We start from the raw sequence: 26,651 nt of genomic DNA, 5'->3' as shown, positions 1-26,651 counted from the left end.
GGCAATATAAATCAGGCAAACAGGGCGGGCATGAACGGGGAAACAAAAAGCCTTCCCCAAAGCTAAAGAATCTAGGGGAACAGCGTTAATTCGTTGAAAACATACATCCTTTCAAGTCGAAATATGCGGGCGGCAACCACGGCTGCCAGTCAAAACAACTTTTCGCTTTGGCTTCATCGACAAGCTAGCATGATTATGTCCACTTCTGGCCCGAAGCGAACAATTGCTTTAGCTGCGTGTGACTTCTCAAAACTCCCAGACTGTTCGAATTGAAAAGCTGATTTTCAGTGTAAAACTCCTGATTTAAGCAACGCTATAATTTGTCAGGTTGTAAGTGTTGCGCACGCTGTGGAAAACGTGTTTCCGTGTTCACGTGGTAGGGTGTGGACACTAAATTGAAACTTCATCAAACAACAATGTTTCCGATGGAGAAAAATACGTTATGTTTCATTACATAAATCAAATGGTAGTCGATGCATCACCTTACGTCGCGCTGGTCAGCTTCTACATTCAACTTCATGTCATTTTCTATTTCCACGATCGGCGCTAGGAGTAATTCAATGAGCCGAGGATTAGGGAACGTAGAGAGGCTTGTCCAAGAATATCTGTTATCGCGCCCGCTTATGGCGAGAACAGATAGAATTGCATATTCGATATTTTTTCCTGAAAAGACTAACAGCCATTACTTCGACTATGATCATTTTTACTATCACGACGAAAGCTTTTTAGATCGTTTGAGTGCCAGCCAAATTTCAAGTGTGCGTCGCGCGCTATCTAGTCTTCACAGAAAGGGCCTAGCTTTCAAGACACTGAAGGACAGCCGATGCTACGTCTTATGGGGCTCCAAGGCAACTTTCATGTATTACCTAAATGAATTTGGATGGATGTATAAATGCCATACGGCTGACAATCATCCGCTTATTCGAATTAATTATTACATCCGTAAAGAAGCGTTAGGTGAATGAGTGACTTCTGTTCCGCGCTGTAAATTTGCCTGATCGTGACCGCAATTAGCGCAAAGCGGAAGACCGCAATTGGCCCTAAGCGGTCATTCTGGACCCAACTTAACATGTCCGGGAAGGGTGGGTGGCGGACAGTCAGATTACGACCGCTTCGCGCGATGGTCGGACACTTCCCCTCACCTAGATTTAGGGTAGGACCCATTTCGCTTTGTGGATTATGAGCTTTCTAATCCGGCCATCCAGCGCGAGTATCTCGTCACAGACTACCTCGATTTCGCTTGGGCGCTCATTGACGTACCGGTCAAGACTCTTGCTTATCGCCTGTCTAGTCGTAGCAGAGACTTTCTTTTTATCCACATGGAAAGATACGGTCTTACCGACCCCATGGAGAAATACTCGGCCATTGCCGCTGTTGGCGTCATATGCTCCAACGCCAACGGTTTTAGTCGTATTTTGGAGCCCGGGTATGTTGGCGTTCACATAGCTTTTTGTGTCGTCGTCTAGAGTAAGCAAGCTGGTGGTGGACTTCTTGATGTTAAGGGTAGTCGCACCCTCCCCAATGACCGTGTGGGCTCGTTTAATGGAGGCTTCGACAGCATCTATCATCGCCTCCACATCCCCCTTCGGAAACTTCGAAAGCCAACGCCTTTCCTGCGATGTGAGACGGTCCTGCTGCCCGGTGACACTTTTCAAGGCATATCCAACAAAGGTGCCGAAGATAGCAGATAGGGTGGCGGCTCCGAATTTGCCCACCGCCTTCGTCATAAAAAGACTGTCAGGATCGGAAACATGGACAATCAGGTCATTTATGAAACTGCCCTTCCTGGCAGGTTCAATGTAAACCATTGCGGCAGTGGACATAACTCCACTCTTCTTTATTTTGCCTGTCGCAAGGTAGTTCGCAAGAACCGAAAACGACCAGCTTATCCCTTCGAGCGAAACCATCCCGTCGTGCGCTGGCAATCTGTTTAAATCAGCCTCATCACCCTCAAACTGCAGTCGAAATTTAATCGAAAATGCCATAAGATTCCCCCCTCCGCTCTACGGCTAGCTGGCGGATATCGGAATCACAAGTGATTATTGCAAATAGATTTCCACAACCGCTGGGATGTCTAAGTTTGGGCTGGTTTGACATGAAGAAAATAATCGTGGGCTTATGTGGGCTATTTGTAACTCTGGTGCTCACGCCACTTTTGGCTTCGTGGCTGAGCGCGTTAGGAACCGAGCTTGGATGGTTCGATAGACCGAGTAACCAGATTCAGTTCCTGCTAAATAAGACTTCGGCTCTACGCGCGCTGCCACTTTACGATGTCGTCGTTGTTGCCGTTCCCAGCGCTGCATTCGGGTATGTTTTTCGCTGGATGGTGGAGCGCAAAAGCTCTCGGCCTGAGATCGCCACTGGCGACACATTAGTAGTAACAGCCGATGCGGTAGAAGCGTCTCGTCGGATTGGCCTGGCTATAGAAGCTATTGAAAAGGCAACAGCCATCACCAATCAAGGTGGCTCGATGGAAGACCAGCTCACGTATGTGGCGGGACAAATCACCGCCACCTCGCTCTCATTGTCTGCTCTGGGTGTTCAGCTTCCAGCGCTCAATCGAGAGCACCCGGCCGCCTATCTACGTTCATATAGGTCCCTTTTCGAGGCGATAAAACCTCTAATCGAGACCGGACACTTTCAGACAGCTGAGGAATTTGCGCGCGGCCTCGAAGACCGCTTACCAGAGCAATTTCTTCACCGGCCGAAGTACGCCACAATCGATGTGCCCAAATCGGGTCAGTAAGGGAGCAGGAGCTTTCTAACGATCAAATGGGCGAGGCGGCTGCAGGTGATCGCAAAACAATAGCGGCCGCTAACCAGATGATGGATTAGCTCACTGAAAGGCGGAATCGGGTCGATTGTTGACATTCCTGCACACTATTAGGATGTCCGCTATTGGCGCAAACCGGAAGACCGCAATTGGCTCATTGCGGACCTCCACAGCCCATGCGAATTTGCCTCATGACAGTTGAAGAGAACTCAGCGCCGGATAGCGCGCAAATCCAACTCACGCCCGAGGAGTCAATCGTGCTATTCGAGCTGTTATCGCGGTGGTGCGAAGACAACAATGCGTCAACACCGGAGGCCTCTTGTTTCGAAAGCACCGCCGAGGGCGCTGTACTGCATAAACTGTTGGCTGACCTTGAGAAGCAATTGATCTGCCCTATCAAAGCTGAATATCGCGACTTGTTGGATCGCGCCCGCGATCGATTGAAAGGGAACTGGGATTATCCGACATTGAGGGGCTGATCACTGCACTGGTACCGGACTGTTGGTAGCGACCACATACGCCAGAACTCACCATTGGATCGCTGAGCCATCATAGGCAAAAAATTGCCCTGTCTGGCTCTGGTTTAGACCGTCGATCGTTTCCAAAAGGCGCGCAGCCGATTGATCCGGGGTAAACCGGTCTCTGCCCTTCGAAAACGGCTGGGAAAGGTCCGTATCGACTGTTCCGGGATGCAGCGCGACGATGATGGCTTGGCGGTTGGTGCGGGCAATTTCTATCGCCGCGGTTCGAATGATCTGATTTTGAGCGGCCTTCGCGGCGCGATAGGAAATCCACCCGCCCAGCCGGTTATCGCCAATCGAGCCAACACGCGCCGACAGCGAGGCAAAGACGCTTCGCCTGTCCCGTTGCAAAAGCGGCGTGAAATATTTCAGGAGCAGTGCAGGCCCTATGGCATTGACTGCAAATTGTTTCGCCATGTGACCGGCGTTGATCGCCCGTATAGACTTTTCCGGGCCGGCACCATCGACCACCAAAGCACCCGTTGCGTTGAAGATCAGATCGAATGAACCGCGCTGGTCCTCCAGACGGGCTGCGGCTTCATGGACCGTCGTCTCGTCGGTGATATCGAGACCATCGCGGCTGCGAGACAGAGGCAAAGCGAGCGCGCACCGGGGATCGGCCTTGAGGCGCGCAAGCAGTGCCGCGCCAATACCGCCGGACGCACCGATAACGATGGCTCTATAGCCGCTTTCAAACGAGGCTGTCATGAAGGCGCTCCCGTCAGCGGTTATCTCTGGGCGGGAAACTCAAGCTTTTTGACATCGTAGCCCAGCTCACGCACTTTCATCATCATCCTGTTGAGCTTCGCCTTGGAGGGGATGCTGCGAGCGTAAACCCAGACATCTTCTGTGGATGGATTGGCGCTGATGAACCACGACTTGTCAGGGGATTTATAGAGCACCCAGTAATTGAACGTGATCAGGAGCGGGTATCGAACCCTCATCTTCGCCTTGTTTGACGCGAAGTCCTCGATCTTTCCAATACCGTTGATGGTCTTCAATTTGCCCTGGGGCGTGCCTTCGCGGCAGCCGTCTTCTACCAGCACTTCATCGGCCGACTTACCCTGTCGGTAGGTGGAATAGCCGGCAACGCATCCGTCCGTCAGAAACATCGGCATGCGGCCGATTTCCAGCCATGTGCCACGATAGTGATCGGCATCAACGGCAACGGGCTTGGGGGCTGCCGCGGCGAGCGAGCCCGCGAATAGAAACAGCGAAAATGTCAGCGCACCTATGATGCGCTTGCGATTTTTCTGCATAAACTCCTCCTGTCGATCAATCGGGTTCAGGTCTCAGTTCGCCGTGACAAGCCGGCATATCGAAGCGCGATAAAGGCCATGAGGCCGGCAGCGGAGAACGCGTTGAGATTAAGAAGCGTCGCAAGATCATCTGCCGACCAGGATTGCAGCGCCGCGCCCAGAAATGTGCGCGAGCAGAAGAAGGCGATAAAGACAAGAATTGCCGTCGCATATTGCCAGAGTTTCTCGTCCGCACGGAACGAGATGGCCGCCAGCATGATGCAGGCCGCAAAGAAAAATTCTGTGCCGGATGCGTGGCCGAATATCGCCGTTTCAAACAAAGTATCGAGCGTTCCCACAAGAGGAAGCGCCAGGCGTGCAGCCAGATGGGATTTCTTTGCCAGAAACGGGATAGCAAGGAAAAACGGCACCGATAGCAGGGTAACGAGCGATGCCACAGCAGCATCGGCATCGACCAGATACCAGACATAAAGCGGATAAAACGGCTTGTTGAGGATGATGACCCAGGCAACGGTCAGTGTCGCCTTTGTCAGGTCATCGGTTACGGACAGACCCGTCCGCCTATCATCTCTTCCAAGCTCCATCAGGCCGTCTTCTCCGTTAACGCCACTTAAGGCCGCTGGCCTAGATACGACGAAGCGATTGGTTTGGTTTCATTCGCGAGATAAAACTGCGATGGCGATGCCGTAAATCGACACGCAAACCGGATGTAGCGCTCGTCTATCCCGCATTTTTCGTTTTCTGGCCAAGTGGCCTGCCCCATCGGGCGATCCGGTTTGTATGGTCGTGCGCTCTGGGTTTGCTCTGAGCGCCAAGTTTTATTGGCCGAAGCATTTACGGATTTACTAACCCATAAGGGCGTCATCTGCGTTTTGGCTACCAAAGGGATAGTACATCGCCAACTTCGGAGTATTGGCCACTCCGTATCATGCCCCACCTAGTCCTTACGACCAGCTTGCCGCCTGTTTTCACCTCGCCAAGAATGCTTCTTCAGGGGCGGGCATTTGGCGGGAGAAAAAGGCGTGAGGATGATCTTCCTGAACAGATACGGTTTCCCCGACCAGTCGGCGACAAGCCGGATGATATCGTCGCTGGCCATTTCGATGGCGCAGCGCGGAATGAATGTGACTGTTGTTGCAAGTCGCGAAATACACAATCATCCCGGCAGCGTGTTGCCGGCAACCGAGACCGTTCGGGGTGTACAGATTCGACGGCTCGCAAGCGGCCGCTTCGGTCGGCACAGCCTCATGCGCCGGAGCATTGATTATCTTCTTTTTCAGGTGCTGGCATTCGTCTGGCTTCTGCGCAACGTTCGGGCGACGGATACGGTTATTGTCTGCACCGATCCTCCGCTCCTCTCCGTTACGAGTAGCATCGCGATCCGCCTCAAGGGCGCTCTCATGGTGAACTGGATCATGGATCTGTTTCCGGAGACGGCGATCGAGCTTGGATTTTTCAGGAAACGGGCACGGTGGCTTGCGCCATGGCTGACGCGGGCGCGCAACTGGTCTTTGCAGTCGCCCGGCATGGTTGTCTGCCCTACTGACAAGATGGCGGAATTCCTCTTTACGCGAGGCCTTGCAAAGGATCGCGTCGGTGTCCTGCATCACTGGTCGGATGGCGAGGAAATCTATCCTGTCTTGCGCCAAGACAACAGCCTGCGGAAGGCGTGGGGACTACAGGATGTGTTTGTCGTTGGCTATTCGGGAAACTTCGGGCGGGCGCATGAGTTCGGCACTCTGCTGGCGGCGGCGAAGCGTCTCGAGCACCGGCCGGATATTCGGTTCCTCCTCATTGGCGGCGGACACCAGCACGGGGCTGTGAAGAGTGTCGTTCAGGATCTCGGTCTTCAGAACGTCATCTTCAAGCCGCTACAGCCCGTTGAGAACCTTGCTGAAAGCCTGAGCGTTGCGGACGTGCATCTGGTTTCGCTGCTGCCGGAACTGGAACATTGCATTATTCCAAGCAAATTCTATGGCATCCTGGCGGCCGGGCGGCCGACGATCTTCGTCGGCGATGCGGATGGAGAAGTGCCGCGCGTTCTCAGAGCCAAGGGATGCGGCAGCAACGTCGAAATCGGCGATACCGATAGGCTTGCCGGCATCATCGAGACGCTTTGCGATGACCCAGATACCTGCAAAGCAATGGGTGATGCGGCAAGGCGGCTGCTTTGTGCCGATTATTCCCGAGAAAAGGCGGCGGATGCCTGGGCGGCGCTGATGGCCGGGCTACAGACTGTTGAGCCTTCCAGGCCCCCTATCGCTCAAGGTGTCTCGTCATGAAAGACAAAGTCGTCGTCAGCCAGCTCGGCGCCCGCATGCATTATGCCGTGCCGAGGATATTCGCATCCGCCGGCCGCCTTGCGCATTTTTACACTGACATATGCGCCACGAAGGGCTGGCCCCGGATCGTCAATTCATTTCCGGCCACCCTTTATCCCGCACCTGTCAAACGGCTGGCCGGCCGGATGCCCAAAGGCGTGCCGACAGCGCTGACGACGGTGTTTTCCGGCTTTGGCCTCCGTTCCGTGCTGCGCCACATGCGCACCAAAGACGTCGTCGAGGAAACCTCCCACGCGATCTGGGCCGGGTCGGTTTTTTCCGAAATGGTCGCCCGGCGCGGCTTCCATGGCGCCGCTGGGCTATACGCCTTCAGCGGCGACGCACTGGAACAGATGAGGGCAGCTAAACAGCAGGGCCTGTGGACCGCAGTCGAGCAGATGATCGCGCCACGCGATGTCGTGGAAACGCTTCTGGACCAGGAAATGATGCGGTTTCCGGCGTGGGCCGGGCCTGTGCGGGATAATCCGCATGCACGTCTATTCGCCGATCGGGAAAAAGCCGAATGGCGTCTGGCGGATATCATCGTCTGCCCGTCGGAATTTGTCCGCAGACACGTCGTTGCCTGCGGCGGGCCGGGCGACCGGTGTGTCGTCGTGCCCTATGGGGTCAATGTCACGGCTGCCATCGACAGACCAGCGCGCATGCCGGGGCCGATCAGGGTTCTGACCGTGGGTGAAGTCGGGCTGCGCAAGGGATCGCCCTATGTCGTGGAAGCCGCCAGATTGATGGACGGTGCCGCCCGCTTCCGGATGGCGGGCCGCGTTCGCCTGCCCGATGACGTCAAGCAGGAGATTTCGCAATGGGTCGAGCTGAGGGGTATCGTTCCGCGCTCGCAGATTGCCGAGGAGTTTCTGTGGGCGGATGTCTTTCTGCTGCCGTCGCTCTGCGAAGGGTCTGCGACCGCCGTCTATGAAGCGCTGGCAGCGGGACTGCCGGTCATAACGACGGAAAACACCGGCAGTGTGGTTCGCGACGGGATTGAAGGTTTCATCGTTCCCGTCTGCGATCCACAAGCGATCGCGACTGCGGTGCGGGCGCTCGCCGACAATCCCGAGCTGCGGCGGAGCATGTCCGCCAATGCACTGCTGCGCGCGGCCGAACATACAGTGGAGGCTTATGGCGAGCGGCTTCTTGCCGCCCTGTCCGGGCCGCATCTGTCGGATTCCGCCGGTCTTTGCCAGACGGACAACGCGCGGTATGGGGGGAATAGCCAGCTATGAAGATTATCCACGTCATCGCTTCGATTGATCCCAAGCATGGCGGGTTGCAGGCCGTTGCCATGCGCCTTGCCGCCGCGCAGGCCGGGCTGGGCCTGGATGTGAATATCGTCAGCTATGGCGACGCCGCCATCGAGGCACAGGTCAAGGAAATCGGTCGCAGCATACCGCATTTCGAAAATATCCACTGGCATCTGCTGCAGCCAGCCGGGAGGCTGGAGACGCTGTTCTGCTTCAGGGGCCGGCGCATGCTGAAAGCCTTGCTGAAAGATGCATCCTTCATGCATATTCACGGCGTATGGGAGCCATTTCTGCTCTATGCGTCCAAGCTGGCCCGCGCTGCAGGCGTCCCCTACTGCATTTGCCCGGCCGGCATGCTGGATCACTGGAGCCTTGGACAGCGATCGTGGAAAAAGAAAATCGCCCTGATGCTCTGTTATCGCAAGATGCTGAACGAGGCTGCTTTTCTACATCTGCTGAACGTCGATGAAATGGCCGCCGTAGAGCCGCTGAATTTCCAGGCACGCAATCTGATCATACCAAACGGGGTTTTCGCCGAGGAATTCGATCCCCTGCCGGCCCGAGGACATTTCAAGCAGAAAATCGCCCTGGCGCATGGCAGGCGTTACATTCTGTTCCTGTCCCGCCTGCACATCAAAAAGGGTATCGACATTCTCGCCTCGGCCTTCGCGGCTATCTGTGAAACCTATGTCGACGTTGATCTTGTCGTTGCAGGTCCACCGGGTGGAGCAGAGGGCCATTTTATGCACCTGGTCAAAAAACTGAACATCCGGGACCGGGTCTTTATGGTCGGAGCCATCTACGGCGAAGCGAAGCTCGAAGCCATGGTCGATGCCGACTGCTTCTGCCTGCCAAGCCGGCAGGAAGGTTTCAGCATGGCGATCACCGAAGCGCTCGCCTGCGGTACGCCTGTGGTGATCACCGACCAGTGCCACTTTCCCGAAGTTGGTTCTGCCGACGCCGGGCTTATCGTCGCGGTTGATGCGGCCGAGGTTGCCAAGGCCCTGGCAAGCGTTCTCGCCAACCCGGCCAAATCGAGAACGATGGGCGAAAACGGCCGTCGGCTTGTGCTGGAGAAATTCACCTGGCCGGCCATCGCCCATGCCACGCTGGAGGGTTATCGGTTGAGCGCGCCGGACGCAGCCGCTTCCTGACGGCGGGAGCCGACCGGCCTTGCCGGGTTGCCGACATAAATCGTCCACGGCTCCAGAGACTTCACTGTAACGGCACGTGCACCGAGCACGGCCCCCTTGCCGACGACGACACCCGGACCGACGAAAGCTTCCGCTGCCACCCACGCGTCCTCCTCGATCATCACCGGCCGCGTCACGAGGGGAAATGCGCTATCCTGAACGTCATGCGAGCCGGTGCACAGATGGGCACGTTGCGACACCGAGGCATATTGGCGGATGGTGATCATGTCGACGTTGTAGCAGATCACGCCGGGTCCGAGAGATGTGTGACGCTCCATGACGAGATGCCCCGGCCACCACACGATCGCCCCGGAATGCACCATCGCGGTGGCATGCAGGCGCGCGCCGAAACTGCGCAGGAGAAAATTGCGCCAGCGCCGCATCGGCGGCGGCGTCCAGCTGGCGAGGAGCCGCCAGACGATCATCCATCCCAGCCGTTTCAACCGGAAATGCAAGGCAAAGGTCGGACCGCCGAAACGCGGCAGCGGCGTCGTCGCATGCTGAAAGCCGGGATCGTCGTATCGTGAGCGCATCGCCTACCCTCCGGCCTGAGACGTCAAAGATGGTATTTCGTACCGACGCTGCTGCTCGCGCGCGGGTATGACGGCAAATGCCAGCGCCGGCGCTGCAAACATCAGCATATGCACCCAGACCATCAGAACCCAGTCGGTCTGATGCGATATGGCGTGCATGGAAGGTACGATCGACAACAGATAGGTGAATTGCGCCGCAAACTCGCCCATGTTCGCGGTCACCCAGATCCGGCGCACCAGATAGGCGAGCAGGAAAAACTTGAACGCTCCCAGATACCAGAACGACCCGAACGCATCCGCCATCCCGGTCTCCGTCGTGCCGAGGACGGGATTGTAGTCGCGCGATTGGACCGGGACAGGCAGCATGAAGGATTGCTTGACCTCCACGCCCACCAGCTGCGCGGGCACGAAGTTGAACACCAGTCTGTTCCAATGGAACTTGCCGTAGTCGAATTGCAGCGTGCTTGCGGTGTCGTCGATCCGCATGATCGCATTGCGCATCTCGTCGCCGCCATCCCGGAACACCTTTTCAAGATTGCCGACGAAATCTATCTTCTTGATGTCATCCCAGACGGGCGCGTCGTTGGCCTTGGTAATGGCGCGGTAGTCGCCCATGCTGTTCATCGACAGTGTACCGAGGAAAAGCGCAATGATGACGAGGATGCGCGGGATCGCCCATCCTTTGTGAAACCACCATGCCAGCGCAAACATCATGATGAGTTCCACCGCTTCGGCGCGCTTTCCCGTTATCACGATGCGATCCAGATAAAAGACGAGATCGAAGGCGAGGACGACCAGCGCCAGCCAGGAAAATCGTCGTGCAAGGCAGAGCACCGCAATGGCCAGACCATAACTCAACAGCCGCGAAAAGAAGATGTACATGACCGGAACACCGGTCATCTGCACCGCAATGGTCAACTCCCCCGGCAAACGGCTCAGCTTGAAATAGAAGTAGGCCCCGGCGACCGAGAGAACGGCAGCGACGAGCAGCAGACGTGTTTCATCGAAATCGATCCGGAAGAATGCAAAGGGTTTTGTCGTTCGGCTCCATCCCCACCAGCACATGAAAAGGCACAGCATCATGAACAGCGCGGCTCTGGCAAACGCGCCTTCCGGCAGGAATCTTTCTGACGCGAGGCCCGGAACCTGCGGCAGGATGAAACTGAACGTGATGACGCCCGTCAAAAACGGGAACTCGTAAATTCGCTCCCGGCGCATCATTCCCCAACAAATGAGCAGGACAACACCACCGAAAAGGCAGAAAACCAGAAGCGTGTTCATGAAGCGATCCCTGCCTGAACCGGAGGCAAATCCCGCACGAAACTGCTTCTGAGGTCGTAAAAGAGCGTTTTGGCGTACTCCTTGAAAACCTGAACACCATCGGCGTCCACGGCAAGCCGCCACAGCGGCACGGTCCTGTGCGCAGGAAGGGAAATCCACTCGATTTGAGGCATCACAAACCGGAAGCGCTTTACCGCACGCCGTGAATGAAACCAGCTCGTGACCAGAATGGCGCGCCTTGCTGCCATTCCAGTCAGTATCGGCTCTGCGAAGGTCGCGTTTTCCCAAGTGCTGAGCGAAAGACATTCTTTTGAAATGGCTGCGACATTGACCCCCAACTGCACCAGCATGTCTCGAATGAAGTCGCAATCCCCGTAGCCAACCACCAGAACGAGGGGCGCCCGTCCCTCATGCCAGAGTTTTGCCGCCTGAGCCGCTCTAGGAGGCCCGTTACCGCCCAGAACCACGATGACATCGGCCTGCGCCGGCGGATCCTCCACCACAAGGAGAGATCCTGCCGAAACGAGTGCCAGTCCGTAGAGGCCGATTGCACTCAAGATGATGGCACCCAGGCAAATCGAACTCCGTTTCGACAGCCAGTTGTTTTTGATGTTGCGCGACATGCGCGAACGCCAGGGCCGCCCTTTCGAAACGGCCTTTGCGGGAATTCGCGGTCCGGGCCACGGCGATTTCATGATGCGATTACTCTTCATTCGGCGATTGTATCGCTCTTGGCTCCGACGCGGCGTTGGCAACGACGGGCAGACGCACTACCTCGCGGTAGACGTCGATATTGCCCCTGTGAAGCAGGATTTTCGAGAGAGAGCCTGTCGCGGCAAGGACGAATATGGTGTGGAGGGCAATCGGCACGAGAAGGCCTGCGGCCATTATTTCCGCCGGGATGCCGGCTTTTATCCCGGCAAAACCGATGCTTCCGCAAATGAAGGAAATGACGATCAGCGTGTTCGTTGCCGCTGCCGGCGTGAGACCGTAGTCGAGAAGCAGATGATGAAAGTGCCAGCGATCGGCCGACATTGGACTGCGACCGTGCAGGATGCGACGGACAATCAGGCTGAGCGTATCGGTGATCGGCAGAATGACGATCCAGAGTAAAGCCGGAAAGGATACCGCACTGCTTCTGGTTGCCAGCAGGATGATCACGTAGGCTATCGTTGCGCCGAGCGCAGTGCTGCCCGCATCACCGAGGAATATGCTCGCCCTTGCGCGCCATGGGCCGCGCATGTTGAAGACCAGAAAAGCGCAGAGGCATACCGAAAGCGCCTGAAGCGGCGGAATGATGTCGCCGACGCCTGCGAAGATCGCCACGATCATCAGCCAGATCAACGCGACGCCGGCGGTGCCACCCGCAAGCCCGTCCACGCCATCCAGCATGTTCCACGAATTCACCAGCCCGGTGACGAAGAGAACGCCGATGACGAAAAACAGCGGCAGGAACAATTCCGAATTCTGCGTGAAAAGCACGCCGACAGAAAGAGAGCCGATATTGGCACCACCTACGAGCGCAATCGCCATTGCCAGTTGCATGACAAGGCGTCCTGCTGCCGGTAGCGGCCTGCGATCGTCAACGACGCCCATCAGCAGAATGACCGCCAGCCCGAGCCAGAAGTTCATGCCGAGAGCCGCGCTCCACCCGCCAACAAAGGCGGCAACGGCGAAGGCGGAAAAGATTGCTATGCCGCCGCACAGCGGAACGGCTCCGGTGTGGCGTTTGCGGATTGAATCGGGGCGATCCACAAGCTGAAACGCAATGGTCAGGCGCCTGAGAAGGACAATGAGAGATACGCACAGGATGAAGGTAGCGATGGTGTTGAAGAGTATCCCCGACATGTCTGATCCCCACGCTATGAACCTTGGCGGCCCACTTGCAACGATAGTCGCCTCATGACGATCCTAAAAAACACCGGCCCTGAGGGGTATGCGGGCAAAAGGCGTGTGGAATCCACCAAAGGGAGAGGGTGTCGCCATTAACATCTACCCTGCCTACTCCCAGACCGGATCAACCATCGAAAGAGCTAGGGCCACGACCTTGACTGCCGGTGACAACGAATGAACGACTCGGCAGCCAACAACGTCTGGGGGCGATCATTTCCGAGCGGAGATAATGGCGATCCAATCCTGAAAGCCAGAGGCATTCGCCGATGCGGGGACGGTGACGTTGCGAACGCCGCTGCGGCCTAGACGCTCGATCGGTTCGATGTAAAGTCCGTTCGACGGATCGTACCAGCGAAGGGTTTTCTCGCCGGCTGCCAGACTGTCGAGATCGATGGTAACGGAAGGCGTGTCGAGATAGATCAAGGCGAACGCGCCATCCCTGTCGCGCGCCGCGAATGCGTCCCCATCGCTTTTCAGCAGGCTTCCCTGATCCGGCACGAGCTTCCACCACGCCAGTTGACTGAAAAGCGCTGCCAGATGGGTGATGCTTTGAGCGCCACGGCTGTTGAGCGAATCCTGCCAGCTGTCCTTTGCGTCATAAAGCCCGGCGGCGGAAAAATGCCAGACCGGATTGTTGCCGTAAAGCTGACCACTCGCTCCCGACAGCATGGCGCCATAGGCAATAAGACGAACCTGACGTTCCCTGACATTGTTTTCGCCTTCATAAGCGCTTTCGATCAGGAAAAAAGGCCGTCGCGGTCCAGATCGATAACGATCCAGCACCGCCGTCGCGACATTGTGGTACGTATAAATCGAATCAATATCGAGCCAGGACGCATCCCGCCAAAAATCGCTCGTCACGGTGTCGGGATTGCCATGGAAGGTCTGCAATGCAGAAGGATTGGTTTCCGCGATCCCCATGACAACAGCCGTGACCAGGTTACGATCGGGCGGATCATAATCTCCGCCCTGCACCCAGATGATGTTCGGGTACTTCGCAAAACGTTGTCCGACATAGCGTCCATAGGCCCGAAGCTTTTCCGGCCCGGCTGCGACCATGTCCTGATACCATCCTTCCGGCCCACCGCGCGCGCCCATATAGGCCGGGCAGAGAAGCACCAGCAGGTTGCGACTGGCGGCTGCCTTTATGAACGCTTCTGCCCTGTCGAAATAGGCCTCGTTCGGTCGATCGAATGGAGCGCCGACAAAAGGTTTTTCGTCGTAGAAGTTTGCCGGCGCCTTGCGGGAGAACTGATGCTCGATCAGCGATACGAGCACGGTGTTGAAGCCCTGCCGCTTTCGGGTTTCCAGATAAAATTCCGCATCGGGGATGGAGGTATCGCCAATCAGCGACCAGGCACTGTCGCCGATAACAAGGAATGGCAGACCCTTGCTGTCCTCCAGATATTGACCGTCCTGCGCCGTTCGCAGCGGAAACGCGGTATCCTGTGCCATACAGGTCGAAAACATGCATAGCCAAAGAAGCAAGACGCTGCACAGATGTCCAAGTCGCCGCTGATCGTCGATCATCGCTTCAGAGCCGTTCACGAACGACGCGGAGCCAGTTTTTCAATGGCAATGGCAAATAGGTTCTAAAGCCCGGCCTCAACCCGGCGGGAATGGACCAGTCCTCCATCCTCAGCACTGTTGACAGGCCTGGACGGTCGTTCAGTGTCCCGGTGATGACTTCGTTATAGCGTGCGGCCATCCGCTCGATGCTGAAGAGGTTCAGGACCATTTCCTTTCCCGCAATCGACATTCGCTCGAGAAGGTCGCGATCGGCATGCAAGCGTGCGATGGCGTTGGCCGCTGCCGTATAATTGCCGATGGGGAACAGGAAGCCGTTTCGGCCCGTCTCGACGATCGTGTCAGTCACCCCGCGGATATGCGACACGACCGGGACACAGCCGCCGGCCATTGCCTCGATCATCGTCATGCCAAGCCCCTCGAAGCGCGACGGCATGATGAGAACATCGTGACTGGCCATGATGACGGGTATGTCGGAAAGCTGGACGGCTCCTGCATAACTGACGCGACCGCCGTGGCCGGCCAATCTTCGCTGGAGTTTGCCCATGTCCGGCCCATCTCCGACGATCGTCAGGCGCACCGCCTCGGGCGACGCATCCAGTATTTCCCGCAGCCACATCACGCCCTTCGACGCGTCTTCAATGCGCCCGACGAAGAGAGCCTTGAGTTCCGGCCCCCGGTTGAGGCGTCGAACCGCCTGACTGCGGAACGCATCGCTGTCCACCGCATTCGGGATTGCGTAGGTGCGATCCTTCGAAAAACCGTTGCGCGCGACCAGATCGGCACGGCACCGCTCCGACACGCCGATCGTCACATGGGCATAGTCGCGGACCGCACGCGCGGCCGCGTATGTTCCAGGCGAGATATTATGGACGACGAGAATACGCAGAATGCCTTCGGGGAGATAACGCGCGATATTTGTCTGCAACTTATCGCCAAGGACGTTGACGATCACGCCGTCGAACCCGCCCTCTTCGATAGCTGCCGCCATCTGCCCTGCGCAATCACGTTCGCTGAGATTGACGGGCATGCGCAGCAGTTGACCGAATGCCTTTTCATCCTGCAGATCGACCGGCAGCCCATATGTTTCCTTGCACACGCCGAGCCATCGAACGTCGATGCCATAGGCAGCGAGGCCTTTGCGAAGATGTTTGAAGACGGAATAGGTGCCGCCGATATGGGGAAGCACAAAATAGGCAAGCTTCATGGGACACTCTCGCTCTTGCACCCGCAACCACACCGCAATGGATCAACGGCGGATGGCTCAAGTGGCGGCTAACGAGACATACTAGAAAGCCACGGAATGACAGGCAGCTGCATCTTAGGCTTAGCTGTATCTTCCTTTGAGAGGTTTGCTTCGGCCAGACTATTCGTTTGGCGTAAGGCCCAACCCGAATGTCGGTGTGGGGTCGTCCTGATCCAGCAGATATCAATGCCATATCGAGCGTGTCGGCGCCGTGCTGCGATTGGAAAATAAATGAGGATCACTCTCCTTGGACAATTCGGCTCCGGCAATTCGGGCAATGACGGATCGCTGGAAGCCATGCTCCTCTATCTGCGCAGGATGAGGCCCGATGCCGATCTGCTGTGTATCTGCGCAAGTCCGACCGTCGTCAGCGCGAAGTTCAATATTCGTTCGATGGGCGTTGGGGGGCCTCCCCTGACGAATGCGTGGATGAGGCAACTGGACAAGATGCTCGGCAAGGTGCCGCGACGCTTGCAGCTACTGCTCAGTTCCCTGTTTCATTTCGACAAAGCCGACCTGATGATCATACCGGGGACCGGCATCCTCGATGATTTTCAGGAAAAATGGTTCGGCTGGCCTTTTGTCGTGTTTTGCTGGTGTCTCGTCGCACGCCTTCGTAACACGCGGATCGCTTTCGTCAGCATCGGCGCCGGTCCGATGAAAAGCCGTCTCAGCCGCTGGTTCCTGCGCTCCGCCGCACAGATGGCCTCCTATCGATCCTACCGGGACGATTTCTCGCTCAACTATATGAAAATGATCGGTGTTGACGTGTCGCGAGACCATCGTTACCCCGATATCGCCTTTGATCTTCCTGTTCCTGTGCCACACCAGGAGAGCTCCGCCGACGGCGTCATGAGAATAGGCGTCGGCGTCATGGACTATCGCGGCTGGCGTCACAACGATCCCGAGGCCGCCCAGATTTACAAAGCCTATATCCACAAGCTCTCACGGCTCGTGAGCTGGTTGATCGGTGAAGGCCATCGCATCACGCTTTTGATGGGCGACGTTACGGATAAGGTCGCCTGCGCGGATCTGATGTTTCTGCTGACGGATATGCTCTCTGAGGATGAGATGTCGCAGATCGAGATCAGCTCGGCGGCAACGCTGCGCGATATCATGCAACAAATGGCGGCAATCGATCTTGCCGTGGTGTCGCGATATCATGGCCTCGTCTGCTCTCTGAAGCTCGGAAATCCGACGATATCAATAGGTTATGCCCGCAAGTTCAACGACCTTATGAGTGATTTCGATCAGGATAAATTTGCCCGGCACATCGACACGTTCGAAGTCGAGGACGTCATCGGGCTGGTGAAGGAGATACTCGCTGGAGACGGGGCGGTGAGGCAGCGGATTGCCTATGCCAATGAACGCTTCAAGCGCCAGCTCTCCGAGCAGGAGGCGCTGCTTGGCCGGGAATTTCTCTCAACGGATGGCGTCGCAACGCCACAGAGCGTTACGCCTTAGGCGCACGCTGTGCCGCACCCTGATGCTTTCGACGTAATACCGAAGCTCGTTAACACCCGATGGGAGTAGACCGCATCCTCTCGCATGCCCTTCAACGAACATTGTCCAAACAGCCTACACCAACGGATCCGGCGGCCATCCCAACGGTCAGTTTCCAAGGTTGAAGTCCCCACTCTAGATTTGACGCTACCGTCGATCATCGGCGATGCTGTCGGAGCCCTTCGATGCACAAAGTCCGCCGCGCCTTTTTCATGGCCTTGCTGGAACAACATCTCGGAATTGCGATCAATTTAGCCCTGATCGCGGTGGTATCGAGACTGCTCTCGCCTGCGGAAGTCGGCTTTGCCGTTATCGGCTACGGGGTAACATCGGTGATCTTCGCGTTTCGCGAATTCGTTTCTTCCGATTTCCTCATTCAGCTCGATGTCGTTGAACGCGATGACATCAACACGTCGCTGACACTGTTGCTGCTGGTCAGCGGCATTCTCGGGATCGTTCTTTATCTGTGCGGACCGTATCTGGCGATTTTCTACCACCAGCCCGGCCTCCAGCACTATCTTATCCTCGCAATCGCCGCCGTCATCGCCGAAAGCCTGGGCATGCCGGCGTTTTCCATGCTGCGTCGCCAGCTGGCCTTCGGCACGATCGCGCGCGTCAGAACCATCGGCCTCATGGTTATGGCTGTGGTGACGGTCTTCGCGGCCAGACATGGGTGGGGCTTCGTCAGTTTCGCTCTCGGCCTGCTGGCGGGCAACAGCGTCGCCAGCGCTCTTGCCACCTATGCCGATCCGGCCCAGCGTGCAGCACGGCTTTCGCTCAGGTCGTGGCGGCGTATGGCCGAATTCGGCCGTTACAGGGGGGCCGCCACCATCGTCGACAAACTGTATGAGTCCCTGCCGCAGCTGGTGCTCGGCTTTGCCATGACACCGACAGCGGTCGCAATCTACAATCGCGCCAATACCGTCTGCTCCATTCCCGATCGCATTTTCCTCTCGGCAATCTTTTCCTTCGCCTTTCCGGCACTCGCCGCCGAAGTTCGCGAGGGTGGAGACGTCCGCAGGTCATACCTGCGCGCCCTCAGCTACATCACCGTGCTCTATTGGCCGTCGCTGATCATGGTCGCCATACTGGCCGATCCCATCGTGCGCCTTGCACTTGGAGACCAATGGCTTGCCGCCGTACCGATCACCCGGATCCTCGCGCTTGCGTCGCTCTTCTGGTTTCCGATGGTGCTGACGACGCCGCTGCTGATCGCTCTCAACGCCAACCGGGAAGCTTTTCTGGGCAATTTCGTCTGCCGCAGCGTCTCGGCAATCGTGCTCTGCTCTGCCAGCTTCTTCGGCCTGACTGCCGTAGCGCTCAGCCAGTTCGTCACACTGCCCTTTCAGATGCTCGTCGCTTTCTATCTGGTCAGACGCCACGCGCACTTCAGATTGTCAGAACTTTTCGCAGCCATCGGGCCGAGTGCCGCCGTGACCCTTGCCGCGATTGCGGGGCCGCTCGCCATCTCCGCCTGGATGGGCTTCCGCTTCGATTATTCCCTCGCCCAGGCTGGCGGTGCCGTCCTTCTGTCGGTGACCGGCTGGGCCGCCTGCCTGTTTCTTCTGCGTCACCCCCTCGTCGGCGAGATACGGTCGACGCTCGATGCTTTCGCCGGGCGTCTGCGCAGAAGCGGAAAGCCGCCTGCACCCGCTTCCATTTCCGACACCGTCGTTTCCGCAGCGGTCGAGCCATGAGCAGCATCGATATCGTCATCCCCAACTACAATTACGGTCGCTTTCTTGAGGGATGCGTCGAAAGTGTCCTTGGTCAGAACATCCCGGACATGCGCATCCTCATCATCGACAATGCCTCCACAGACGACAGTGTTGCGATCACCCGATCTCTCGCCGCAGCCAATCCCCGTATCGAAACGAGCCTGCGCCCAAAAAACCTCGGCGGTCATGCGTCTTTCAACGAGGGCATCGATTGGGCTCGGGCGGATTATTTCGCCATCATCTGCGCCGACGATGTCCTGTCGCCCGGCGCCCTGGCACGCGCAATACAGGCGCTCGACAATCACCCCGGCGCGCACATGGCCTTCGGCCGCACCGCCTTCTTCCGTGACGACGCCGAAATAACATCAAGCCTTCGCAGCGATGCCGATGGCATGCACCTTCATCGCGGGATCGACTTCATCGCCAACATTTGCGCGACGGGACGCAGCCCGGTGCCAGGCCCGCTCGCGGTGACAAGAACGCACGTTCAGCAACATGCCGGTCATTACCGCCCCGCCCTTCGCCATACCGACGATGTCGAGATGTGGATGCGGCTTGCGGTCCTCGGCGACATCGTCGAACTTGACGCGGTGCAGAATTTCACCCGCATCCACGGCGCCAACCAATCGGCCATCCTTGATAACGTGCTTGCCTGGAACAGCGAAATCGAAGCCGCGCTCGAAAGCTTCTTTGGCAACGAAGGGGCCTTACTTGCCAATGCCCAAACCCTGCTCCGGCGCGGGCGCGCCAGCCTGAGCGACCGTGCCTATTGGTGCGCGCTTTCCAATCTGGTTCGGCGTCGGCCCGGCGCGGGCGCCCTTCTCGCGCAGGCTTTCCGCCTGCGACCCGCTTCAGCGTTTCTGCCACCGGTAAGCTATCTTGTCCGCCGACCTGACGCGCTGCACCGCATTCGCGAAGCGATCGCCCGCAGATAGCAATCGATCAGCAAAAGTTTCGATGATGAAGGCCTATTCTTCGGCATTCAGCACAAGCCGCAACAACGCCGGCAACGAAGCAGATTTCGTTCGTCGCATGATCGAGGCGCGATGATTTTCGACAGTGCGCTGACTGAGCTTCAAATCGGCTGCAATAATCTTGTTGGCCTGCCCCTGAACAATCCGGTCAAGGATCTGCCGTTGCTTGCGAGTAAGCTTTGCCAATATCGCTCGAGCCGTCTCATGCCGCTCCTCACGCTCGTTCGCATTACGCGATCGATCGAGCGCCGACTGCACACTCCGATAGAGTTCCTGGTAAGAAATCGGTTTCTCGATGAAATCGGCCGCTCCGTATCGCATCGAATCGACTGCCATACGCACGTCGCTGCGACCCGTGATCACGATGACCGGAAACCGATGCTGCCTTTCTTTCAGCAAACGCAGCAACTCCATGCCGACCATGCCAGGCAGATAAGAATCGACAAGCAGACAGCCTGATCTGTCGGGCTTGTAATCTGCAAGATAGGCTTCGGCCGAAGCATAGGTTGAGGCCGTCCAGCCCTCGCCTTCGAAAAGAGCCCGCAAGTTATCCCTGATGTCTTGCTGGTCGTCGATGATTTCGATGAGCCTGCCCGTCGTCGGCTGCATGTCTTCGGACTGGCTTACGTGCTCCGCCCTCTCGCCGGTCTGGCGAACGACCAGGGTCTCGACCACCTGCACGACGGCCCTGAGTTTCGCCGGCTTGTGCAGATACGGTATGTCGTGCTGCGCAAAAGCCTTCAGGGCCTTGATCGAAATATCGCCTGTGAGAATGAGTGCCGGAACATTTCGGCGGAGTGCCTGCCGGATATCCTCAATCGCAGCGACGCCATCCCCACCGGTAAGGAGATTGTAGTCTGCGAGAATGACGTCCGGCTTGAACTGCAATCCTCGAACAATCGCGATCGCTTCGGCGGCCGTTGAGGTCGCGGCGACCACATATCCCGTCTGCTCCAGGCCCTTTTTGAGAAGATCGCGCATGCCGTTTTCATCTTCGATGATCAAAATCGACGCAGACGACAGGGAGGTCGCCTGATGCAAGTGACCATCCACGGGTGCTGGCAGTGACGCAAGCGGCTCACCTGCTGGCGCCTGATCGATCTCGATCATGAATGCAGAACCTTTATGCAATCGCGACCGCACTGCCACCCTCAGTCCGAGAAGCTCGCTGAGCCGCTTGACGATCGACAACCCCAGCCCCAAACCTCGGTCGTGCGTTCCAACAGGCGCATCGAGTTGGCGGTATTCCTGGAAAATATCATCGATACTGTTTTCTGGAATGCCCATGCCAGTGTCCCGCACTTCGAACCGAACCTTCGTACCGCGCCGGCGGCAGCCGACCAGAATTTTACCGCTCGTCGTATACTTCACCGCATTGGACAGAAGATTGCGAACGATCTGCTCGAACAATCGCGGATCGGTGCGCACGGCGAGGCTGGACGGCACAACATGGAGTTGCAGCCCGGCAGCGCGAGCGGAATAGTGAAATTCCTTGAAGAGCCGCCCCAGAAGATCGCCTATCGCAAAGCTCACGATCTGAGGTTCCACCATCCCTGCTTCGATCTGGTTGATGTCGAGAATGGAGTTGAGTATTCCCAACATCGAGGACAGCGTCTCCTCCATCCTCTGAACGAAAGTGCGCGCCTCCCCTTCGCCCACGCTCCTCTCCAAAAGCCCCTGCAACAGCTTCAACGTTTGCAGCGGTTGACGCAGATCGTGGCTTGCCGCAGACAGGAATTGCGACTTGGCCTCGGTCGCCCGCTCGGCGGATTTTTTTGCAGCTTCCCTGCTCTCGGCAACCTGTTTCTGGGCGCTCATATCGATGAAGGTGATGACGACCCCGTCGACGGTATTGCTGTCGTCGCGATAGGGGTTGACCCGGCGGACATACCAGCGACCGTCAGGCCCTTCTATCTCCCTGTCGATTGTATCGCCACCGCGCAGAGCCGTCATCGCATCGAGTTGAAGCGTATTGCCCCCGGTAAAACCGCCAAGGTCCGACAGGGGGCGGCCGACATCGGACGATATGATATTGCATACCGACCGGGTGGCCGGTGTGAAAAACCGTATAAGAAGACTGGAATCCAGAAAAAGCGTCGGGACATCGGTACTATACAAGACGTTTTGCAAATCGTTGGACACTGCACGCTGACGTTCCAGTGCTTCGTGGAGCTGGCTGTTGAGGGCCGTCAGCTCTTCATTGAGGGATTGCAGTTCCTCTTTTGACGTTGCCGGTTCCTCACTCGTTGAGGGCAAAGAGGGAGTGCCGATATTTCCACCTTGGACTGCGCCGGGATCAAGATCACCGGAAACAGGAGCTCCAACGCGCTGCGATCCGGACATCGAACCGGTGTCTCCCTCGTAACCAGAGGCAACCTCGTCACTATCCTCGCCGCGTTCCGCCATATTCACTCTCGTTAAAATTGACGCGCATTCCAAATAGAGATCAACCCTTGCAAAACGTCAGGCGCAGAAGGGTCAACGACGTCTTGAAAGCAGCCATCACGGCCTTGAGATCATTCGTCAGGGATAAATATTTCACCAAGCCCCGTCATCGACGGGGTAGGTTTGTGCACTTGTCGCAAGGCGCAACTTCAAAATGCGAACAACACTCATAAGTTGTTGACATTGCAAACAAAAGCACGAATGGCCGATGATAAGTCAATCCAGCCGCGATTATAATTCATCCAATATAGTTAGGGCCGGCTCAGGAAAAATGAAGATGACCGGGCAGAAATTCCATTTCGCCATTCGCGCGTGCAGATTGACATGTTCACGTCATGCTAGATTGAACACCACCTCGAAATCACAATCAAAAGTGAGTAATTTCCGAACCTTTTCCACGCGGGATGCTCCATTGTAGGATTGAGGGACGGAAATTCGGGTCGTGCAACGTCTTCTGCTTTCTGGGCAATATTAAATAACAAAAAATCCAGACCGCAAAACTGCACATCGCTTCCGGAGTTCCTGTTGATGACGACGTTTCGGGTTGGATTACCTCAAACTCAGTTGTGCCGACTCGTAAAAAGAAACTTCAGTTGCGTCTCTGCCAAGCCAGGCAGTTCCGCAAAGTAATTTTTAGCGCGGATAGGACATAACATGCTGACATCAGTTCCCAACAACGGGCATAGCCAATTCTCATCGAATTTCCATGTGGTTGCGCGTTCGAAAGCTGCCGAAACTTCCGTCAAAAAACTGGCGATCATCGACGACCGCACGCTCGACCGTGAGTGTCTGGCTCAGAGCCTGATCGCATACGGACTTGATATGGAGGTCGAGTTGTTTTCATCACTCGACGACTGGAGACATGCCCCGGACGGCCATCATAGCGGCATCCTGGTCAACGTCGGTCGCAGTGATTTTTGTGATGACGTATCCCTTCATGAATTACGGGAGTTCATTGCCGATTTCCCTTATCTGCCGGTCGTCATTCTTGCGGAAAACCGCGATCTGCGTCAGGTCATGAGGGCCTTTGAAGTGGGGGTGCGGGGATACATCTCCTCGTCGATAGGATTGGCAGTGTGCGTCGGCGCCATCTCCCTTGCATTGGCGGGCGGCGCTTTCGTATCAGCTGAAAATATCAGTGATCTCAGGCAGTTACTCGTGGTTGCCGAAGACAAGGAACGTCAGCGAACGGAAATGTTCACCCAGCGTGAGGTCGATGTCATCAACGCCTTGACGCAAGGCAAGCCGAACAAGATCATCGCCTATGAACTCAACCTTCGCGAAAGCACCGTAAAGGTACATATTCGCAATATCATGAAGAAGGTGGGCGCCAAAAACAGAACGGAAGTGATCTTTAAAATATCCGATCTGTTCAAAAACTAGCATCAGGTGTCGTGTGCAGTGAACCTGTTATAAATTTATAATTGCTTGCGGGTGTCGGGCCCCGCACGATGCAACCGTATTGAAGCGATTATCACAAGAATTTTGTGCATCCCTCTTAAGCCTTTCGGCTAGCATTCCACGCATAAAGACGGGGTAACGGCCATTGAGCCGGATACGGTACTCTCTGGTCATCGACCATATGGACCCGGGATTGCGCCATGCAAACTTTCGTCGAAAATTTCGAAAACTCGGATCGACTTCGCCAGCACTCCCGCAACATCATACCGGGCGGTGCGCATACCTATGCAAAGGGTGACGACCAGTACCCTGTTCTGTCTCCCGGCTTCATTGACAAGGGATATGGCTGCCACGTCTGGGATGTCGACGGCAACGAATATATCGAATACGGCATGGGCAATCGGGCTGTTGGCCTTGGTCATGCCTATGCCGACGTCGTAGAGGCGGCACGTGCGGAACTGTATCGCGGCTGCAACTTCACGCGGCCGTCAAAGATCGAGGTGGAGTGCGCATCGACCTTTCTTGATACGATCCAGACAGCCGACATGGTCAAATTCTGCAAAAACGGTTCCGATGCGACATCCGCGGCGATACGACTTGCGCGGGCCGTTACCGGTCGCGACCTGATCGCGCGCTGCAGCGACCACCCGTTTTTCTCCACCGACGACTGGTTCATCGGCACAACCGAGATGAATGCCGGCATTCCCGAGGCGATCCAGAATCTGGTTCTTGGTTTCAGCTACAATGATCTGAACAGTGCGCGCAGTCTGTTCGAGCGCTTTCCGGGCCGCATAGCCGCCTTCATCCTGGAGCCGTCGCGCGGTGATCCACCTCGGGACCAGTTTCTTCACAAACTTCAGACGCTTTGCCACGAAAACGGTGCGCTTTTCATTCTCGACGAAATGATCACCGGCTTCCGCTGGGATGCGGGTGGAGGGCAAAAGACATACGATATCGTCCCCGATCTTTCCTGCTTCGGCAAGGCGCTTGGGAATGGCTTTTCGATTTCCGCCCTTGCCGGCAAGCGTGAATTCATGGAACGAGGCGGCATCGATCAAACCGATGCCCCCCGGGTTTTCCTGCTTTCGACGACGCATGGTGCGGAAACGCATGCGATGGCGGCGGCAATCGCAACCATGAAGGTTTACACGCGCGAACCCGTGGTCCCACATCTGGTCCGCCAGGGAAATGCGCTGCGTGCCGCCATCAGCCAGATTGCAATTGCGCACGGGCTTGATGCCTACTTCGGCATACAGGGCCATTCCGCCTGCCTCAGCTACTTCACGCTCGACCAGAATGGAAAGCCGTCTCAGGCTTTTCGCTCGCTCTTTCTGCAGGAAACCATTCGCCGCGGCATTCTCGCGCCGTCTCTCGTCGTCAGCTACACGCATCAGGATGAGGATATAGCCAAAACGCTTGACGCCATCGATGAAGCACTGGTGGTCTACCGCAAGGCGCTGGAACATGGCGTCGAAAAATTCCTGACAGGGCGCCCATCCGCAGTCGTCTTCCGACGTTTTAATGGCGGCACGCAGCACCAGGCCAGCCATGATCTGGCCATGGCCGGCATGCCGCAATTACCGGAAAGCATCCGAAAGCCTTAGCCGACCGTGGCACCTATACCGTTCGCATGATCGCTACAGCCGCTTTGCCCGCTGCATCGGTCTCGCCTGAAAAGATACGCTCGTTACGATAGAAAATAGATTTTGGAGGGGAAATTTCATGCACGTTCTGGTCACCGGACATCGCGGATATATCGGCTCCGTCATGGTCCCCATCCTGCGCAAGGCGGGCCACGAAGTACACGGCTATGACACTGAATTCTACCATCGCTGCGCTTATGTTCCAGGCGGCCCCTTGCCGCAGGTACCTGGCGTCTGCAAGGACATCCGCGATGTTACGCCTGCGGATATGGAAGGTTTCGACGCCGTCATTCATCTTGCGGCGCTGTCAAACGATCCGCTGAGCAATCTCAATCCGGAAATCACCTATGAGATCAACTATCGCGGCAGCGTTCGGGCAGCGCAGGCGGCCAAGCAGGCAGGCGTCAAGCGTTTCATCTTCGCCTCCTCATGCAGCAACTACGGTGCTGCTGGCGAGGGACTGGTTAACGAAACGGCAGAGCTGAAGCCGGTATCGGCCTATGGCACATCCAAGGTATTGGCGGAGCGCGAGATCGCAAGTCTCGCCAGCCCCGGCTTCACACCGGTCTATATGCGTCCGGCGACGGCATATGGCCTTTCGCCGATGCTGCGTTTCGATATCGTCCTCAACAACCTGACAGCCTGGGCGGTGACGGAGGGACTGATCCTCCTGAAATCCGACGGATCGCCATGGCGTCCAATCGTTCACATCGAGGATATTTCGCGCGCTTTTCTGGCCGCGCTCGAAGCGCCGACCGATGTCGTCCACAATCAGGCTTTCAACGTCGGGCAGGACGCGCACAACTATCAGATCAGGGAGATCGCCGAAATCGTCGCCCTCACCGTGCCCGGATGCCGGCTGCAATATGCGAGCGACGCGAGCCCCGATACCCGTTCCTACCGCGTCGATTTCGGCAAGATCGCCCGTGCGCTTCCGGCATTCAAACCGACATGGACGGCGGCAGCCGGTGCCGAGCAACTCTATAGGGCCTATAAGAGCGCCGGCCTGACAATGGCGGAATTCGAGGGACCGCACTATCAGCGGATCGGCCAACTTCAGAAGCTGATCGGTGACAGGGATATCGACATCAACCTGCGCCGCCCCATGGCCGCGCCGCGCTACAGTGCCGATATTGCGACATCGGCTTGAACGGAGGCTCG

Annotated in this window: 22 protein-coding genes; 11 read left to right on the top strand and 11 right to left on the bottom strand. The window is 56.8% G+C overall.

Annotation, left to right across the window (positions count from 1 at the left end; genetic code table 11):
- Positions 1 to 1,148: 1,148 nt before the first annotated feature.
- Complete coding sequence (locus FCH38_RS22490; RefSeq protein WP_174375226.1) at positions 1,149 to 1,985, bottom strand: hypothetical protein; 837 nt, start codon at positions 1,983 to 1,985, stop codon at positions 1,149 to 1,151.
- A gap of 110 nt (positions 1,986 to 2,095) precedes the next feature.
- On the opposite strand from FCH38_RS22490, the gene FCH38_RS22485 reads away from it, so the two are divergent.
- Positions 2,096 to 2,746, top strand: coding sequence for a hypothetical protein (locus FCH38_RS22485; RefSeq protein WP_174375225.1), 651 nt, complete (start codon positions 2,096 to 2,098; stop codon positions 2,744 to 2,746).
- A 218-nt stretch (positions 2,747 to 2,964) separates the two neighbouring features.
- Positions 2,965 to 3,252, top strand: a complete 288-nt coding sequence (locus tag FCH38_RS22480; RefSeq protein WP_174375224.1) for a hypothetical protein — start codon at positions 2,965 to 2,967, stop codon at positions 3,250 to 3,252.
- Positions 3,253 to 3,300: 48 nt separating this feature from the next.
- Here FCH38_RS22480 and FCH38_RS22475 read toward each other — a convergent pair whose 3' ends face one another.
- From FCH38_RS22475 to FCH38_RS22465, 3 genes are read right to left on the bottom strand one after another with little or no spacing between them, the layout of a single operon-like run.
- Positions 3,301 to 4,002, bottom strand: coding sequence for an SDR family NAD(P)-dependent oxidoreductase (locus tag FCH38_RS22475; protein WP_174375223.1), 702 nt, complete (start codon positions 4,000 to 4,002; stop codon positions 3,301 to 3,303).
- A 20-nt stretch (positions 4,003 to 4,022) separates the two neighbouring features.
- The gene (locus FCH38_RS22470; protein WP_174375222.1) at positions 4,023 to 4,553 is read right to left on the bottom strand and encodes a lipocalin family protein; all 531 of its coding nucleotides are present in this window, start codon (positions 4,551 to 4,553) and stop codon (positions 4,023 to 4,025) included.
- Between the two features lie 26 nt (positions 4,554 to 4,579).
- Positions 4,580 to 5,137 carry a hypothetical protein gene (locus tag FCH38_RS22465; protein WP_174375221.1) on the bottom strand — a complete coding sequence of 186 codons (558 nt, stop codon included), beginning with the start codon at positions 5,135 to 5,137 and terminating at the stop codon, positions 4,580 to 4,582.
- Positions 5,138 to 5,581: 444 nt separating this feature from the next.
- On the opposite strand from FCH38_RS22465, the gene FCH38_RS22460 reads away from it, so the two are divergent.
- From FCH38_RS22460 to FCH38_RS22450, 3 genes are read left to right on the top strand one after another with little or no spacing between them, the layout of a single operon-like run.
- The gene (locus tag FCH38_RS22460; RefSeq protein WP_174375231.1) at positions 5,582 to 6,835 is read left to right on the top strand and encodes a glycosyltransferase family 4 protein; all 1,254 of its coding nucleotides are present in this window, start codon (positions 5,582 to 5,584) and stop codon (positions 6,833 to 6,835) included.
- Entirely contained in the window at positions 6,832 to 8,115 is a 1,284-nt protein-coding gene (locus FCH38_RS22455) for a glycosyltransferase family 4 protein (RefSeq protein ID WP_174375220.1), read from the top strand. Before FCH38_RS22460 ends, FCH38_RS22455 begins: the two co-directional genes overlap by 4 nt.
- Entirely contained in the window at positions 8,112 to 9,287 is a 1,176-nt protein-coding gene (locus FCH38_RS22450; RefSeq protein WP_174375219.1) for a glycosyltransferase, read from the top strand. Before FCH38_RS22455 ends, FCH38_RS22450 begins: the two co-directional genes overlap by 4 nt.
- On the opposite strand, the gene FCH38_RS22445 is transcribed toward FCH38_RS22450, so the two are convergent.
- The 6 genes from FCH38_RS22445 to FCH38_RS22420 form a co-directional block, all read right to left on the bottom strand.
- Entirely contained in the window at positions 9,251 to 9,859 is a 609-nt protein-coding gene (locus FCH38_RS22445) for a putative colanic acid biosynthesis acetyltransferase (RefSeq protein WP_174375218.1), read from the bottom strand. The two genes, FCH38_RS22450 and FCH38_RS22445, sit on opposite strands and share 37 nt — an antisense overlap.
- Before the next feature lie 3 nt (positions 9,860 to 9,862).
- Positions 9,863 to 11,140 carry a hypothetical protein gene (locus FCH38_RS22440; RefSeq protein ID WP_174375217.1) on the bottom strand — a complete coding sequence of 426 codons (1,278 nt, stop codon included), beginning with the start codon at positions 11,138 to 11,140 and terminating at the stop codon, positions 9,863 to 9,865.
- Positions 11,137 to 11,763 (bottom strand): YdcF family protein, encoded by a 627-nt coding sequence (locus FCH38_RS22435; RefSeq protein ID WP_236776682.1) that lies wholly within the window; start codon positions 11,761 to 11,763, stop codon positions 11,137 to 11,139. The genes FCH38_RS22440 and FCH38_RS22435 overlap by 4 nt, the downstream gene beginning before the upstream one ends.
- Positions 11,764 to 11,842: 79 nt before the next feature.
- The gene (locus tag FCH38_RS22430) at positions 11,843 to 12,988 is read right to left on the bottom strand and encodes an MraY family glycosyltransferase (protein WP_174375215.1); all 1,146 of its coding nucleotides are present in this window, start codon (positions 12,986 to 12,988) and stop codon (positions 11,843 to 11,845) included.
- Between the two features lie 255 nt (positions 12,989 to 13,243).
- Positions 13,244 to 14,488 (bottom strand): DUF4038 domain-containing protein, encoded by a 1,245-nt coding sequence (locus tag FCH38_RS22425; RefSeq protein ID WP_236776681.1) that lies wholly within the window; start codon positions 14,486 to 14,488, stop codon positions 13,244 to 13,246.
- A 79-nt stretch (positions 14,489 to 14,567) separates the two neighbouring features.
- Positions 14,568 to 15,767: a glycosyltransferase family 4 protein gene (locus FCH38_RS22420; RefSeq protein ID WP_174375214.1), complete on the bottom strand. Its 1,200-nt coding sequence runs from the start codon at positions 15,765 to 15,767 to the stop codon at positions 14,568 to 14,570.
- Between the two features lie 270 nt (positions 15,768 to 16,037).
- Here FCH38_RS22420 and FCH38_RS22415 point away from each other — a divergent pair, with 270 nt between their 5' ends.
- The 3 genes from FCH38_RS22415 (at position 16,038) to FCH38_RS22405 (ending at position 19,962) form a co-directional block, all read left to right on the top strand.
- Positions 16,038 to 17,270, top strand: coding sequence for a polysaccharide pyruvyl transferase family protein (locus FCH38_RS22415; RefSeq protein ID WP_174375213.1), 1,233 nt, complete (start codon positions 16,038 to 16,040; stop codon positions 17,268 to 17,270).
- Between the two features lie 224 nt (positions 17,271 to 17,494).
- Complete coding sequence (locus FCH38_RS22410; RefSeq protein ID WP_174375212.1) at positions 17,495 to 19,006, top strand: oligosaccharide flippase family protein; 1,512 nt, start codon at positions 17,495 to 17,497, stop codon at positions 19,004 to 19,006.
- Positions 19,003 to 19,962: a glycosyltransferase family A protein gene (locus FCH38_RS22405; protein WP_174375211.1), complete on the top strand. Its 960-nt coding sequence runs from the start codon at positions 19,003 to 19,005 to the stop codon at positions 19,960 to 19,962. The genes FCH38_RS22410 and FCH38_RS22405 overlap by 4 nt, the downstream gene beginning before the upstream one ends.
- A gap of 33 nt (positions 19,963 to 19,995) precedes the next feature.
- Here FCH38_RS22405 and FCH38_RS22400 read toward each other — a convergent pair whose 3' ends face one another.
- Positions 19,996 to 22,407, bottom strand: a complete 2,412-nt coding sequence (locus FCH38_RS22400; RefSeq protein ID WP_174375210.1) for a response regulator — start codon at positions 22,405 to 22,407, stop codon at positions 19,996 to 19,998.
- A 693-nt stretch (positions 22,408 to 23,100) separates the two neighbouring features.
- Here FCH38_RS22400 and FCH38_RS22395 point away from each other — a divergent pair.
- The 3 genes from FCH38_RS22395 (at position 23,101) to FCH38_RS22385 (ending at position 26,640) form a co-directional block, all read left to right on the top strand.
- Complete coding sequence (locus tag FCH38_RS22395; RefSeq protein WP_149901103.1) at positions 23,101 to 23,829, top strand: LuxR C-terminal-related transcriptional regulator; 729 nt, start codon at positions 23,101 to 23,103, stop codon at positions 23,827 to 23,829.
- 218 nt (positions 23,830 to 24,047) lie between these two features.
- Entirely contained in the window at positions 24,048 to 25,451 is a 1,404-nt protein-coding gene (locus FCH38_RS22390) for a glutamate-1-semialdehyde 2,1-aminomutase (RefSeq protein WP_174375209.1), read from the top strand.
- A 118-nt stretch (positions 25,452 to 25,569) separates the two neighbouring features.
- Positions 25,570 to 26,640 (top strand): NAD-dependent epimerase/dehydratase family protein, encoded by a 1,071-nt coding sequence (locus tag FCH38_RS22385; RefSeq protein ID WP_174375208.1) that lies wholly within the window; start codon positions 25,570 to 25,572, stop codon positions 26,638 to 26,640.
- Positions 26,641 to 26,651 lie beyond the last annotated feature (11 nt).

Source organism: Agrobacterium tumefaciens, assembly GCF_013337285.1.
Lineage (GTDB): Bacteria > Pseudomonadota > Alphaproteobacteria > Rhizobiales > Rhizobiaceae > Agrobacterium > Agrobacterium burrii.
Note: the sequence above shows the minus strand (reverse complement) of the source record. Positions and strands in the feature narration are given on the sequence as shown.

Coding starts and splice junctions, on each gene's coding strand:
- FCH38_RS22490 (WP_174375226.1), bottom strand. CDS start 1,985: ATGGCATTTTCGATTAAATTTCGACTGCAGTTTGAGGGTGATGAGGCT.
- FCH38_RS22485 (WP_174375225.1), top strand. CDS start 2,096: ATGAAGAAAATAATCGTGGGCTTATGTGGGCTATTTGTAACTCTGGTG.
- FCH38_RS22480 (WP_174375224.1), top strand. CDS start 2,965: ATGACAGTTGAAGAGAACTCAGCGCCGGATAGCGCGCAAATCCAACTC.
- FCH38_RS22475 (WP_174375223.1), bottom strand. CDS start 4,002: ATGACAGCCTCGTTTGAAAGCGGCTATAGAGCCATCGTTATCGGTGCG.
- FCH38_RS22470 (WP_174375222.1), bottom strand. CDS start 4,553: ATGCAGAAAAATCGCAAGCGCATCATAGGTGCGCTGACATTTTCGCTG.
- FCH38_RS22465 (WP_174375221.1), bottom strand. CDS start 5,137: ATGGAGCTTGGAAGAGATGATAGGCGGACGGGTCTGTCCGTAACCGAT.
- FCH38_RS22460 (WP_174375231.1), top strand. CDS start 5,582: ATGATCTTCCTGAACAGATACGGTTTCCCCGACCAGTCGGCGACAAGC.
- FCH38_RS22455 (WP_174375220.1), top strand. CDS start 6,832: ATGAAAGACAAAGTCGTCGTCAGCCAGCTCGGCGCCCGCATGCATTAT.
- FCH38_RS22450 (WP_174375219.1), top strand. CDS start 8,112: ATGAAGATTATCCACGTCATCGCTTCGATTGATCCCAAGCATGGCGGG.
- FCH38_RS22445 (WP_174375218.1), bottom strand. CDS start 9,859: ATGCGCTCACGATACGACGATCCCGGCTTTCAGCATGCGACGACGCCG.
- FCH38_RS22440 (WP_174375217.1), bottom strand. CDS start 11,140: ATGAACACGCTTCTGGTTTTCTGCCTTTTCGGTGGTGTTGTCCTGCTC.
- FCH38_RS22435 (WP_236776682.1), bottom strand. CDS start 11,763: ATGTCGCGCAACATCAAAAACAACTGGCTGTCGAAACGGAGTTCGATT.
- FCH38_RS22430 (WP_174375215.1), bottom strand. CDS start 12,988: ATGTCGGGGATACTCTTCAACACCATCGCTACCTTCATCCTGTGCGTA.
- FCH38_RS22425 (WP_236776681.1), bottom strand. CDS start 14,488: ATGGCACAGGATACCGCGTTTCCGCTGCGAACGGCGCAGGACGGTCAA.
- FCH38_RS22420 (WP_174375214.1), bottom strand. CDS start 15,767: ATGAAGCTTGCCTATTTTGTGCTTCCCCATATCGGCGGCACCTATTCC.
- FCH38_RS22415 (WP_174375213.1), top strand. CDS start 16,038: ATGAGGATCACTCTCCTTGGACAATTCGGCTCCGGCAATTCGGGCAAT.
- FCH38_RS22410 (WP_174375212.1), top strand. CDS start 17,495: ATGCACAAAGTCCGCCGCGCCTTTTTCATGGCCTTGCTGGAACAACAT.
- FCH38_RS22405 (WP_174375211.1), top strand. CDS start 19,003: ATGAGCAGCATCGATATCGTCATCCCCAACTACAATTACGGTCGCTTT.
- FCH38_RS22400 (WP_174375210.1), bottom strand. CDS start 22,407: ATGGCGGAACGCGGCGAGGATAGTGACGAGGTTGCCTCTGGTTACGAG.
- FCH38_RS22395 (WP_149901103.1), top strand. CDS start 23,101: ATGCTGACATCAGTTCCCAACAACGGGCATAGCCAATTCTCATCGAAT.
- FCH38_RS22390 (WP_174375209.1), top strand. CDS start 24,048: ATGCAAACTTTCGTCGAAAATTTCGAAAACTCGGATCGACTTCGCCAG.
- FCH38_RS22385 (WP_174375208.1), top strand. CDS start 25,570: ATGCACGTTCTGGTCACCGGACATCGCGGATATATCGGCTCCGTCATG.